Genomic DNA, 14,230 nt, shown 5'->3' with positions numbered 1-14,230 from the left:
GGTCAACATCACTTCTTAGCCTTTAATACAAGTTATACTTTAGATTTATGAAAAAATCAATTATTGACCAGCATTTTTCTTAATAATTTCTTCAGAAATACTCTTTGGTACTTCTTCGTAGTGATCAAAGTACATCGTAAATGTACCACGACCTTGTGTGTTAGAACGCAATGCTGTAGCGTAACCGAACATTTCAGAAAGTGGAACGAAGCCTTTTACCACTTGAGCAGGACCTCTAGCTTCCATACCTTCTACACGTCCGCGACGAGAAGTAATATCACCCATAATGTCTCCCATATATTCTTCTGGGATAACAATTTCTACTTTAGCAATCGGCTCAAGAAGAACTGGGTTACACTTATTTTTAGCAGCTTTTAGTGCCATAGAAGCCGCTACTTTAAATGCCATTTCGTTAGAGTCTACATCATGATAGCTTCCATCATACAATGTTGCTTTAATATCAATTAGTGGATATCCAGCTAATACACCATTTTCCATTGATTCTTCAATACCAGCTTGAACAGATGGAATGTATTCACGTGGTACAACCCCACCGACAATCTTGTTCACAAATTCAAAGCCAGCGCCTTCTTCGTTAGGTTCAAATTTAACCCAAACGTGTCCGTATTGTCCACGACCACCAGATTGGCGAACAAATTTACCTTCTACTTCAGCAGCAGAGCGGAATGTCTCACGATATGCAACCTGTGGCGCTCCAACGTTTGCTTCTACTTTGAATTCACGCTTCAAGCGGTCAACGATAACGTCAAGATGAAGTTCACCCATACCTGAAATAATCGTTTGGCCTGTTTCTTCATTTGTTTCTGTTTTAAAGGTTGGATCTTCTTCAGCTAGTTTCCCTAAAGCAATACCCATCTTATCTTGATCGGCTTTTGTTTTTGGTTCAATAGCTACTCCGATTACCGGCTCTGGGAAATCCATAGATTCAAGAATAACTAAATTCTTTTCATCACAAAGCGTATCACCAGTAGATGTATCTTTTAAACCAACAGCAGCTGCAATTTCACCAGCATATACAGTGGAAATCTCTTGTCTTGAATTTGCATGCATTTGTAGGATACGTCCAACACGCTCACGCTTATCTTTTACAGAGTTTTTCACATAAGAACCAGCATCTAATGTTCCTGAATATACTCGGAAGAAAGTAAGCTTACCAACATATGGATCTGTCATTACTTTAAACGCCAATGCTGAGAATGGTGCATTGTCTGTAGATGGACGAGTTACTTTTTCCTCTGTACCAGGGACAATCCCTTCAATATCAGCAACATCCGTAGGTGCTGGAAGATAATCAATAACACCATCAAGCATTAATTGTACACCTTTATTTTTGAATGCTGACCCACAATATACTGGGTAGAATTCAACATCTAGGGTAGCTTTACGGATAGCGACTCTTAACTCATCCTTAGAGATTTCTTCACCCTCTAAGTATTTCATCATTAAGTCTTCGTCAAGTTCAGCAACAGCTTCAATTAAGCTATTACGCCATTCTTGAGCTTTATCCATTAAATCAGCCGGAATTTCACGAGTCTCTGCACGAGTTCCAAGATCATCTTCATAGAAGAATGCTTGCATGTCAATGAGGTCGATAATTCCTTCAAAGTTATCTTCTGCACCTACCGGAAGTTGAACCGGATGTGCATTAGCGCCTAGACGATCTTTTAACGTTTTTGTCGCATAAAGAAAATCAGCACCAATTTTATCCATTTTGTTAATGAAAACAATACGTGGTACACCGTATGTTGTAGCTTGGCGCCATACTGTTTCCGTTTGTGGTTCCACACCTGACTGCGCATCAAGAACGGTTACGGCGCCGTCTAACACACGTAATGAACGTTCAACTTCAACAGTGAAATCTACGTGTCCTGGTGTGTCAATAATGTTAATTCGATGGTTTTTCCATTGAGCAGTTGTTGCAGCTGAAGTAATAGTAATACCTCTTTCCTGCTCTTGCTCCATCCAGTCCATCTGTGAAGCACCTTCATGCGTTTCACCAATTTTATGAATGCGTCCTGTATAGAAAAGAATACGCTCCGTAGTAGTAGTTTTACCTGCATCAATGTGTGCCATAATACCAATATTTCGCGTCTTTTCCAAGGAGAACTCTCTAGCCATGTATTCTTCTCCTTTCTAGCTTGAATTTGATTTATTATTTTACCAGCGGTAATGAGCAAATGCTTTGTTAGCTTCTGCCATTTTATGCAGTTCTTCGCGTTTCTTCACAGAAGCACCTGTATTGTTAGAAGCATCTAAAATTTCATTAGCAAGACGTTCTTCCATTGTTTTTTCTCCGCGTAAACGAGAGTAGTTAACAATATAACGTAGTCCTAGCGCTTGACGACGTTCTGGACGTACTTCCATTGGTACTTGGTAGTTTGATCCACCAACACGACGTGCACGTACTTCAAGAACAGGCATAACATTTTTCATCGCTTGTTCAAATACTTCCATTGCATTTTGGCCGCTTCTCTCAGCAACCAATTCAAATGCTTTATAAAGAATTTTTTGTGCTTTTCCTCTTTTTCCATCAACCATAATTTGATTGATTAAACGAGTCACAAGTTTTGAGTTGTAAAGCGGATCTGGTAAGACATCCCGTTTAGGTACTGGGCCTTTACGTGGCATATGTCCTTCCTCCTTTCCTATTGGGCTTTTTTAATATATGCTTACTTCTTCGGTCTTTTCGTACCGTACTTAGAACGACCTTGCATTCTACCTTCTACACCTGCTGTATCCAACGCACCACGAACAATGTGATAACGAACACCAGGTAAGTCTTTTACACGACCACCACGAAGAAGTACAACGCTGTGTTCCTGAAGATTGTGACCAATTCCAGGAATGTATGCTGTTACTTCCATGTTGTTAGACAAACGTACACGAGCGTATTTACGAAGTGCTGAGTTTGGTTTCTTCGGTGTTAATGTTCCAACACGTGTACATACACCACGCTTTTGTGGAGAATTTTGGTCTGTAAATGTCTTCTTAAAGCTGTTATACCCCTTGTTTAGAGCTGGAGAGTCAGACTTTTTTGGTTTGCTCACGCGACCTTTACGCACTAATTGGTTAATTGTTGGCATAACTATTTCCTCCTTTCCGTCATGAATATATCACTAATTCAGCTTGAGTTTTGTAATCCCACACATCCAGGTGGTTCATCTTTGGGTAAAAAAACAGTTTTTATAATAACTCTAATCCTGTTTTATACCAACAGCGGCTGCACCGACCTCGATACCACATGCTACTCCTAATTTCTTTTTAGAATCAACATGATGACAAGGAATGCCCAATTCTTCAGCTAAATGTGTAACCTTTTGTACCATATGTTGATCTGCATCAACAGCAACAAACACTTCACTAATATGCCCATTTTTCATGGCTTTGAGCGTTTGTTTCGTTCCGATAATTACACTAGATTTCACTTGCATTACTTTTTCATAAGACATCTCATATCCTCCAAAGCACCAAGTATAACCGGAAGCACCTTGAATATTCTACCACTCTGCATTTTCTATGTCAACATGATTTACATATTTTTTACGCTTCCGCTTAAAAACTTATTCTATTTTGTATAGAACTGGTGAGTCTCCCACACCAAAATTGATATGGGAAACTACTTCATCCAGTTACTGAACTGTTTCTGTTTCTTCAATTGGCTCAGTTGTAATTGGTTCAGATGTAGCAGGTTTGATACGACGGTAACGCTGCATACCTGTTCCAGCAGGTACAAGTTTACCAATGATAACATTTTCTTTCAAACCAAGAAGCTCATCCCGTTTTCCTTTAATAGCTGCATCCGTTAATACTCTCGTTGTTTCTTGGAAAGATGCAGCAGATAAGAAGGAATCTGTCTCAAGTGATGCTTTTGTAATACCGAGTAACACAGGTTTACCTATAGCTGGTTGCTGTCCATCTTGTAGTACTTTACGGTTTGCGTCACGGAACTGGTGCAACTCTAATAAAGAACCTGGCAGAACATCTGTATCTCCAGAGTCAATTACGCGAATCTTACGAAGCATTTGGCGAACCATAACTTCTACGTGTTTATCGCCAATTTCAACACCTTGCATACGGTATACGCGTTGAACTTCACGCAACAGGTAGTTTTGTACACCTTCTACACCTTGAACGCGTAATAAATCCTTAGGATCAATAGAACCTTCCGTTAGTTCTTGACCAGCAATAACCTTGTCACCAACGTTCACCTTCATGCGAGCATTGTAAGGCACTGCGTAAGAGCGTTGCTCAACATCGCCTTGAACGACAATCTCTTGTTTATCTTTCACTTCTTTAATTTCTAGTACGGTTCCGTATATTTCACTAATAACTGCTTGCCCTTTCGGATTACGAGCTTCAAACAACTCTTGAATACGTGGCAAACCTTGTGTAATATCGTCCCCGGCTACCCCACCAGTATGGAAAGTACGCATCGTTAGCTGTGTTCCTGGCTCACCAATGGATTGAGCTGCAATAATTCCTACTGCTTCCCCAACTTCTACATCAGCACCAGTTGCCAAGTTTCTTCCATAACATTTTTGACATACACCATGCTTCGTATTACAAGTGAATGCACTACGTATGGTTACTTTTTCAATACCAGCATTGGTAATTTCTTTTGCTTGGTCCTCACTAATAATTTCATTTGCTTCAACAATGACTTCATTCGTTTCTGGATGCTTAATATCATAGAATGCCGTACGCCCGATTAAGCGATCAACTAATGGTTCGATCATTTCCGTACCATCTTGTAAGGCAGTTACAGCCAAGCCACGATCTGTCCCACAATCATCTTCTCGTATGATAACGTCTTGCGCCACATCAACAAGACGACGTGTTAGGTATCCTGAGTCAGCTGTTTTCAATGCTGTATCCGCAAGACCTTTACGAGCACCGTGCGTAGATATAAAGTACTCTAATACGGTTAAACCTTCACGGAAGCTTGATTTAATCGGTAATTCAATAATCTTACCAGCCGGGTTAGCCATTAAACCACGCATACCTGCAAGCTGCGTAAAGTTTGAGGCGTTACCACGAGCACCAGAATCACTCATCATATAAATCGGGTTTCTTTCGCTAAGGGATAACATCAACTTATCCTGTATCGTATCTTTGGCTTGTGACCAAATTGCAATAACGCGGTCGTACCTTTCATCATCCGTAATTAATCCTCTACGGAATTGTTTTAGTACTTTATCTACTTTATTTTGTGCTTCTTCAAGGATCGTTTCTTTTTCTTTAAGTACAACAATATCAGAAACACCGACTGTCATACCTGCTTTTGTGGAATAGCTAAAGCCAAGATCCTTCATTCTATCAAGCATTTTAGATGTTTCACTAATTTTAAACCGTTTAAAGACTTCAGCGATAATATCTCCTAAGAAGCCTTTCTTAAATGGTTTTACCAACTCAAATGACTTAATAAGCTCAGGGATATTCGCACCCTTTTCCACAAAATACTTTTCTGGTGTATGATACTCTAAGTTCTCTTTTGTTGGCTCATTTATATAAGGGAAGGAGTCTGATAAGATTTCGTTGAAAATCAGCTTCCCAACTGTTGTAATAAGCAATTGTGATTTTTGCTTTTCCGTAAATGTTTGGTTATTTAAACCTGATGCGTGTACAGCAACACGAGTGTGTAGATGTACATACCCATTCCGATAAGCCAACACCGCTTCATTCGTATCGTTAAAGACAGATCCTTCTCCGATAGCATTTTCTCGTTCTAAAGTAAGATAATAGTTTCCTAATACCATATCCTGAGATGGTGTTACAACTGGTTTTCCATCTTTAGGATTTAAAATATTTTGAGCTGCAAGCATTAAAATTCTTGCTTCCGCTTGAGCTTCTCCAGACAACGGTACGTGCACAGCCATTTGGTCCCCATCAAAGTCGGCATTATACGCCGTACAAACTAATGGGTGCAAACGAATTGCACGACCTTCTACAAGTGTCGGTTCAAAAGCTTGGATTCCAAGTCTGTGTAATGTTGGTGCACGGTTAAGCAATACAGGATGCTCTTTAATAACTTCTTCTAAGACATCCCACACTTCAGGGTGCACACGCTCAATTTTCCGCTTGGCAGACTTGATATTATGTGCAATTCCTTTTTCCACTAGCTCTCTCATCACAAATGGCTTAAATAGCTCTAAGGCCATTTCTTTTGGTAGTCCACATTGGTACATTTTCAAATGCGGCCCAACTACGATAACCGAACGGCCGGAGTAATCCACACGTTTACCTAGTAGGTTTTGACGGAAACGTCCTTGCTTCCCTTTCAACATATGAGACAAGGATTTCAATGGACGGTTACCTGGTCCAGTTACTGGACGGCCACGACGACCATTGTCAATTAGGGCATCTACAGCTTCCTGAAGCATACGCTTTTCGTTTTGCACGATAATGCTTGGCGCTCCAAGATCTAATAAACGTTTTAACCGATTGTTTCGATTAATTACACGACGGTATAAATCATTTAAGTCAGAAGTAGCAAAACGCCCCCCATCGAGCTGCACCATTGGGCGAATTTCAGGTGGGATGACTGGTAACACGTCTAAAACCATCCAAGATGTTTCGTTTCCGGAATGACGGAACGATTCTAATACTTCTAAACGCTTGATCGCACGTGTTCTACGTTGTCCTTGTGCTGTTTTTAGTTCTTCTTTTAAAATACCTGCTTCTTTTTCTAAGTCTATATCCTGAAGCAATTTACGGATTGCTTCAGCTCCCATTTGTGCTTTAAAAGACTTACCATATTTATCGTAGTATGCACGGTATTCTTTTTCTGATAGGAGTTGTTTTTTCTCTAACGGTGTGTCACCTGCTTCCGTAACAATATAAGCAGCGAAGTAAATGACTTCCTCTAACGCACGAGGTGACATATCTAAGACAAGCCCCATACGACTTGGAATACCTTTAAAGTACCATATGTGAGATACAGGTGCAGCAAGTTCAATATGCCCCATCCGCTCACGACGAACTTTTGCTTTTGTCACTTCAACACCACAGCGATCACAAACCACGCCTTTATAGCGCACGCGCTTATATTTTCCACAGTGACATTCCCAATCTTTTTGTGGACCAAAAATCCGCTCACAGAACAATCCGTCTTTTTCAGGCTTCAATGTTCGATAATTAATCGTTTCTGGTTTTTTTACCTCACCATGTGACCAAGAGCGAATTTTCTCTGGTGAAGCTAAACCAATTTTCATATACTCAAAGTTATTTACATCTAGCAAGGGGTCAACCTCCCTCTTAGTGTCCGATTTTACCAAGCTATCAACGGTTACTTTAAGAAAACACAGCTACTATATTATTTCCTCTAAGCTACTGTTCACTGCAACTAACAACTATTCTTGTAATCAATACTTTTGGTGCAAATTATTAAAAATACTTGACTTGTCGCCTCGTATTTATAAGAGAATTTGAAGGTCAGCCTTACAATGTAAAGCTGCCCTTATCCTTTATTTAGCTTTCTTCCACTTCTATATTTAGCTTACTAGCTTGTTGTGTATCTTCTTCTTCTAGTTCCATCATGTCAATCTCTTTTTCATCACTGGATAACATTTTTACATCCATACCTAGACTTTGCAGCTCTTTGATAAGTACCTTGAAGGATTCAGGGACTCCTGGTTCAGGTACATTATCCCCTTTGACAATGGATTCGTATGCTTTCACACGTCCCACTACATCATCTGATTTAACCGTTAGAATTTCCTGTAGGGTATATGCTGCACCGTAAGCTTCTAAAGCCCACACTTCCATCTCTCCAAAACGCTGACCACCAAATTGCGCTTTACCACCCAATGGCTGTTGCGTTACAAGGGAGTATGGTCCAGTAGAACGAGCATGTAATTTATCGTCTACCATATGAGCAAGCTTAATCATATACATAACACCAACAGATACTCGATTGTCAAATGGCTCTCCAGATCTCCCGTCATAAAGAATCGTTTTCGCATCACGAGGCATACCAGCTTCTTCTAATGTTTCCCAAACATCGTCTTCTGTCGCTCCATCAAATACTGGTGTGGCAACATGAATGCCTAGTGCACGCGCCGCCATTCCTAAATGGAGCTCAAACACCTGTCCGATATTCATACGAGATGGTACCCCTAATGGGTTTAACATAATGTCAATTGGCGTTCCATTAGGCAAGAAAGGCATATCTTCTTCAGGAAGAATTTTAGAGATAACACCCTTATTTCCGTGACGTCCTGCCATCTTATCGCCTTCGTGAATCTTCCGTTTCTGTACGATATATACACGTACAAGCTCATTAACTCCTGGTGGAAGTTCATCGCCATCCTCGCGGTTAAAGATTTTCACATCAAGCACAATACCTCCAGCACCATGCGGCACACGCAGGGAAGTATCACGAACTTCTCGTGCTTTTTCACCAAAGATAGCATGCAACAAACGCTCTTCAGCGGATAGCTCCGTTACACCTTTTGGCGTTACTTTCCCAACCAAAATATCTCCATCTGTTACTTCAGCACCAACGCGAATAATTCCATACTCATTGAGGTTCTTTAATGCATCTTCACCAACATTAGGAATATCTCTTGTAATTTCTTCTGGACCTAATTTCGTATCACGCGCCTCCGATTCATATTCTTCAATATGGATCGATGTATACACATCATCTTTCACAAGGCGTTCACTCATGATAATAGCATCCTCGTAGTTATAACCTTCCCACGTCATAAAACCGACGAGTACGTTTCGGCCAAGTGCTAATTCTCCGTCTTCCATAGAAGGGCCATCAGCAAGGATTTCTCCTTTCATAACGCGGTCGCCTTCGCTTACAATCGGGCGTTGGTTATAGCAAGTTCCTTGGTTAGAACGTATATATTTTTGTAACTTATACTGATCGAGGTCACCTTTTACTTCGCGCCCATCAACAACGGACGTTCGGCGTACAAGTACCTGTTTGGCTTCTACACGCTCTACAACACCTTCATGGCGACAAATAACAGCAGCTCCAGAGTCCTTCCCGTTCACATATTCCATCCCTGTTCCAACAATTGGCGCTTCTGGTTGCATTAATGGAACAGCTTGACGTTGCATGTTCGCACCCATCAATGCACGGTTAGAGTCATCATTCTCAAGGAAAGGAATACATGCTGTTGCGGCAGATACGACCTGCTTTGGTGATACATCCATATAATCGAGTTTTTCTCTAGCGACAATCGTGTTTTCCCCACGGAAACGCGCGATTACCTCGTCTTCAGCAAACGTGCCATCATCATCCAATTTTGCGTTAGCTTGCGCAACGATATAGTTATCCTCTTCGTCAGCAGTTAGATAATCAATGTGGGCAGTTACTTTGCCTGTCTCTGGGTCCACACGTCGGTAAGGCGTTTCAATAAATCCGAATTTATTCACTTTCGCATAGCTGGAAAGTGAGTTGATTAATCCGATGTTCGGTCCTTCTGGTGTCTCAATTGGGCACATACGGCCATAGTGAGAGTAGTGAACGTCACGAACTTCAAACCCTGCACGCTCTCTTGTTAAACCACCCGGGCCTAGTGCGGATAAACGTCGTTTATGCGTTAATTCAGCGAGCGGATTCGTTTGATCCATAAACTGTGACAATTGGGAGCTACCAAAGAACTCCTTGATGGACGCAATGACGGGACGAATATTAATTAATTGCTGTGGCGTTATGCTAGACGTGTCTTGAATGGACATTCTTTCACGTACCACACGCTCCATTCGAGATAACCCGATACGAAATTGATTCTGTAAAAGTTCTCCTACAGAACGAAGTCTACGGTTACCTAGATGATCAATATCATCTGTCCCTCCTACTTGATGCAACAAGTTAAAGAAATAACTAATGGATGCTAATATGTCAGCAGGCGTAATATTTTTCACACTTGCATCAACACCAGCATTTCCGATTATATTTAACACTCTTTCTCCACTTGGGTCTGTAGGGTCAACAATTTTTACAGACTGCAAATGAATGGACTCATCCAACACGCCTTCTTTTGGTTGTAATTCCTTATAACCTAACTTATCTTCTTCGCGTTCTAGATAAGGAATTAATTTATCTAATAGCTTTCTTTCCAGCTTATCACCTTTTTCAGCTAACACTTCCCCAGTTTCAGGATCGACAATAGTTTCAGCTAATACTTGGTTAAACAAGCGGTTTTTTATATGCAGCTTTTTATTCATTTTATAACGACCTACATGCGCTAAGTCATAACGCTTTGGGTCAAAAAAGCGAGATACGAGCAAGCTTTTTGCATTTTCAACGGTAGGAGGCTCACCAGGACGTAAACGCTCATAAATTTCCAATAATGCCTTTTCTGTTGTTTCCGTATTATCCTTTTCAAGCGTGTTTTTCAGGTATTCATTCTCCCCAATGAGTTCAATGATTTCCTGATCATCACCAAAACCAAGCGCTCGCAATAATACGGTGATTGGCAATTTACGTGTACGATCAATTCGGACATGGACAACATCCTTTGCGTCCGTTTCAAATTCCAACCATGCACCACGATTTGGAATAACGGTTGCAGCTACGCCTCGTTTACCATTTTTATCAATTTTTTCATTGTAATACACGCTTGGCGACCTTACGAGCTGAGATACAATGACACGTTCTGCTCCATTAATAACAAACGTTCCTGTATCTGTCATTAAAGGAAAATCGCCCATAAACACTTCCTGTTCTTTCACTTCACCGGTTTCATTATTAATTAAACGAACCTTCACACGAAGCGGAGCATTATACGTAACATCTCGCTCTTTCGATTCATCCACAGGATATTTGGGCTCTCCTAAACTGTAGTCAACAAACTCTAGTGATAAATTGCCTGTAAAGTCTTCGATTGGAGAAATATCTTTAAACATTTCTCGAAGCCCTTCCTCTAAAAACCAATCATAAGAAGCTGTTTGGATTTCAATTAAATTCGGCAATTCTAGCACTTCGCTGATTCGTGCGTAGCTTCTGCGCTGGCGGTGCCGCCCATATTGAACTAGTTGTCCTGTCAACTGCTTCACCCCTTAAATCATCCATTTATTCGTAGATTGTCATTCTACGTAAAATTTATTATAATAAGAAAAACCAAGCAAAACAGGCTAGCTAAAAATTCGATAAAGCGACCATGCTATCTAGATCGACATCACGACTTTTTGAACACATGCTTAAAGAAGCGAAAAGCCCCCTTGGTTTTTCGAATATCAACAAAATTAGTATAATCATGCAAAGTTACATTACATAAAAAACTCTGCGCTTTACACTAGCAAAAAACAAATAAAACACCTATTTTACCATTGTTTCCCAACAATCTAAAAATATACTAGTGCCTTATTTCTTTATTCGCTTGACATAATAAGCGCCATGTTAGCATTTTCCTATCTTACCACAAGACATCCTCTTGGTCAAACCTTAACTGCTCGAAATATATAATAACCTTTACGCTTAGCGACGGTATCTACTTCTGCGAACAATTGCTCCAATTTTTTCTTCGCTGAAGGCGCTCCTTGCTTTTTTTGGATTACCACCCATAAAGCCCCACCTTGAAATAATACTTGCTCTGCTTGCTCAAACATCTCATGCACAACCAACTTACCAGCTCGAATTGGCGGGTTTGTAATTATAGCTGCAAACTTTCGATCCATAACAGCTGATAATTTATCACTTTGCAAACACGTAATATTTTCCACCGTATTTTGCGCTGCATTTTTTTTCGCTAGTTCCAATGCTCGCTCATTAATATCAACCATTACAATATGTCGATCTTTATATCGGTCTGCTACCGTTATACCGATCGGTCCATATCCACAACCAAGATCCAAGAAATCTCCTATTATATCAGGAGGAGTAAACTGTTCCAATAAAAAGCGACTTCCGAAATCGACTTCATTTTTCGAGAACACACCTACATCACTTGTAAAGATGTATTTTTTTCCATTCGCATTGTATAGCCATGTTTTTGGTGAACTTATCGTTTGGGGTTTTTGTGAAAAGTAATGCTCACTCATTCCAGCACCTACTTTGTTTTTATTGAAGACGCTCATCAGCTACGTATGCACGCTCAAGCAAACTGATGATTCCATGAAATAAGACTGAGGTATATAGAAAGCCCGCCGCAATCATTACGACGAGCTCATTTTGAACAAAATTACTTCACTTCTACAGTTGCGCCTGCTTCTTCTAACTTACCTTTAACTTCTTCAGCATCCTCTTTAGACACGCCTTCTTTTACAGGTTTTGGAGCATTGTCAACTAATTCTTTCGCATCTTTTAATCCTAGACCAGTGATTTCACGTACTGCTTTAACAACTTTGATTTTTGATGCACCAGCGTCGTTAAGAACAACGTCAAATTCTGTTTGCTCTTCAGCAGCTTCAGCGCCACCAGCAGCACCAGCTACCGCTACAGGTGCTGCAGCTGTTACTCCAAATTCTTCTTCAATTGCTTTTACTAAATCATTTAGTTCTAGTACAGTCATTTCTTTTACTGCTTCAATGATTTGTTCTTTCGTCATGATTTTTTCCTCCTAAAAATTGTTTTTTTATACCGCTACACGCAAATTATGCGCCTTGTTCTTCTTTTTGTTCTGCCACCGCTTTTGCTGCATATGCAAGATTACGGATCGGTGCTTGAAGCACGCTAAGAAGCATAGAGACCATACCTTCGTAATTCGGAAGATCGGCAAGCTCTTGCAATTGGTCGATTGTAGCAACACTACCTTGAATCACGCCACCTTTGATTTCAAGTGCCTCATTTTCTTTAGCGAATTTTTTAATAATGCGAGCTGGAGCTACAGCATCATCTTTGCTAAATGCAAGCGCAGAAGGGCCAACTAAAACATCACTTAGCTCGTTTAGTTCAGCAGCTTCTACTGCACGACGAGTCATGGTGTTTTTGTAGACTTTGAAATCAACACCTTCTTCACGTAGTTGTTTACGTAGTTCGGTTACTGCAGCAACATCTAAACCACGATAATCCACTACTACGACCGTTTCACTAGAAACAAGCTTATCTTTAATTTCTTCTACTAATTGTTTCTTTTGCTCAATAATACTAGACATTCTTCCACCTCCTAAAAAATCGTGATTATACCGTATCGATTTGGCACATAAGCGCAAATAAAAAGCCCTCACGTAGACATGAGAGCTTATTCATCGATTGGAATATAAACCGTATATATCCAATTTATCTATAAACACCTCGGCAGGATAATTAAGCGCAAAGACGCTCCTACTGTCTACGGTACATCCTATTCTATTAAATACAGATTACAGTATAGCGAAACATACTGATAAAGTCAACACTTTTTATTAGCGCACCATGCTAGAAACATCAACGCGAATTCCTGGTCCCATTGTAGAAGACACAGACGCATTCTTCATATACGTTCCTTTAGCAGCTTGCGGCTTCACTTTTACAAGTGTTTCTGTAATAGCAACAAAGTTTTCAATTAACTTCTCGTTATCGAATGAAACTTTACCAATTGGAACATGCACATTGGAAGACTTATCGACACGATATTCTACTTTACCAGCTTTGACATCGTTGATAGCCTTTTCTACATCAAATGTAACTGTTCCAGTCTTAGGGTTTGGCATAAGACCTTTTGGACCTAATACCCGCCCTAATTTACCTACTTCTGCCATCATGTCCGGAGTTGCAACAACTACATCGAAGTCGAACCAACCTTGGTTGATTTTGTTAATGTAATCTGTATCTCCTACATAGTCAGCTCCAGCAGCTTCCGCTTCTTTCGCCTTTTCACCTTTTGCGAAAACAAGCACACGCTGTGTTTTACCGGTACCATGTGGTAAAACCATCGCTCCTCTGATTTGCTGATCTGCTTTCTTAGGATCAACGCCTAAACGAAAAGCAGCTTCAACTGTTTCATCGAAATTAGCTTTGGCAGCTTCTTTTACAAGCGCAATTGCTTCTGATACTTCATACGCTTTCGAACGATCAACAAGCTTCAATGCTTCTTGATGTTTTTTTCCTTTTTTAGCCATTTTATTTCCTCCTCAAATGTGGTTATAACGGTATTACCTCCCACTTATAAAAGCAAACACGCTTTTATAAAGGCAAAGTGGATGACGAACTATAGAGAAGTCATCCACTTCACGAAAAAGGTTGCGTAGGGAATCCAACCGCAACCTATACCGTACTAGTGACTTCAAAAAATCAAATAATACAATCATTCACAACAAACATCACGAAAGCGAA

Annotated in this window: 10 protein-coding genes and 1 other annotated feature; all 10 genes read right to left on the bottom strand. The window is 40.3% G+C overall.

The genetic code is table 11. The features are described 5' to 3' along the window. Positions 1 to 60: 60 nt before the first annotated feature. On the bottom strand, positions 61 to 2,139 hold the full coding sequence (gene fusA, locus BUB45_RS16945) for an elongation factor G (protein ID WP_073012564.1): 2,079 nt from the start codon (positions 2,137 to 2,139) through the stop codon (positions 61 to 63). 39 nt (positions 2,140 to 2,178) lie between these two features. Next, complete coding sequence (gene rpsG / locus BUB45_RS16940; protein WP_073012561.1) at positions 2,179 to 2,649, bottom strand: 30S ribosomal protein S7; 471 nt, start codon at positions 2,647 to 2,649, stop codon at positions 2,179 to 2,181. Positions 2,650 to 2,690: 41 nt separating this feature from the next. Continuing rightward, the gene (gene rpsL, locus BUB45_RS16935; protein ID WP_073012557.1) at positions 2,691 to 3,104 is read right to left on the bottom strand and encodes a 30S ribosomal protein S12; all 414 of its coding nucleotides are present in this window, start codon (positions 3,102 to 3,104) and stop codon (positions 2,691 to 2,693) included. 111 nt (positions 3,105 to 3,215) lie between these two features. Beyond that, positions 3,216 to 3,470, bottom strand: a complete 255-nt coding sequence (locus BUB45_RS16930; protein ID WP_073012554.1) for a 50S ribosomal protein L7ae-like protein — start codon at positions 3,468 to 3,470, stop codon at positions 3,216 to 3,218. Between the two features lie 180 nt (positions 3,471 to 3,650). Further along, entirely contained in the window at positions 3,651 to 7,259 is a 3,609-nt protein-coding gene (gene rpoC / locus BUB45_RS16925; protein ID WP_073012552.1) for a DNA-directed RNA polymerase subunit beta', read from the bottom strand. 229 nt (positions 7,260 to 7,488) lie between these two features. Beyond that, complete coding sequence (rpoB, locus tag BUB45_RS16920) at positions 7,489 to 11,025, bottom strand: DNA-directed RNA polymerase subunit beta (protein ID WP_073012549.1); 3,537 nt, start codon at positions 11,023 to 11,025, stop codon at positions 7,489 to 7,491. A 390-nt stretch (positions 11,026 to 11,415) separates the two neighbouring features. Further along, positions 11,416 to 12,018 carry a class I SAM-dependent methyltransferase gene (locus tag BUB45_RS16915; RefSeq protein ID WP_073012546.1) on the bottom strand — a complete coding sequence of 201 codons (603 nt, stop codon included), beginning with the start codon at positions 12,016 to 12,018 and terminating at the stop codon, positions 11,416 to 11,418. A gap of 140 nt (positions 12,019 to 12,158) precedes the next feature. Next, complete coding sequence (rplL, locus tag BUB45_RS16910; RefSeq protein WP_073012543.1) at positions 12,159 to 12,524, bottom strand: 50S ribosomal protein L7/L12; 366 nt, start codon at positions 12,522 to 12,524, stop codon at positions 12,159 to 12,161. A gap of 46 nt (positions 12,525 to 12,570) precedes the next feature. Further along, the gene (rplJ, locus tag BUB45_RS16905; RefSeq protein ID WP_073012540.1) at positions 12,571 to 13,071 is read right to left on the bottom strand and encodes a 50S ribosomal protein L10; all 501 of its coding nucleotides are present in this window, start codon (positions 13,069 to 13,071) and stop codon (positions 12,571 to 12,573) included. Positions 13,072 to 13,120: 49 nt separating this feature from the next. Continuing rightward, positions 13,121 to 13,271, bottom strand: a sequence feature (ribosomal protein L10 leader region). Between the two features lie 49 nt (positions 13,272 to 13,320). Continuing rightward, complete coding sequence (gene rplA, locus BUB45_RS16900; RefSeq protein ID WP_073012537.1) at positions 13,321 to 14,016, bottom strand: 50S ribosomal protein L1; 696 nt, start codon at positions 14,014 to 14,016, stop codon at positions 13,321 to 13,323. Positions 14,017 to 14,230 lie beyond the last annotated feature (214 nt).

Origin of the sequence: Virgibacillus chiguensis, assembly GCF_900129865.1 — a bacterium.
GTDB classification, from domain to species: Bacteria; Bacillota; Bacilli; order Bacillales; family Amphibacillaceae; genus Virgibacillus; species Virgibacillus chiguensis.
Note: the sequence above shows the minus strand (reverse complement) of the source record. Positions and strands in the feature narration are given on the sequence as shown.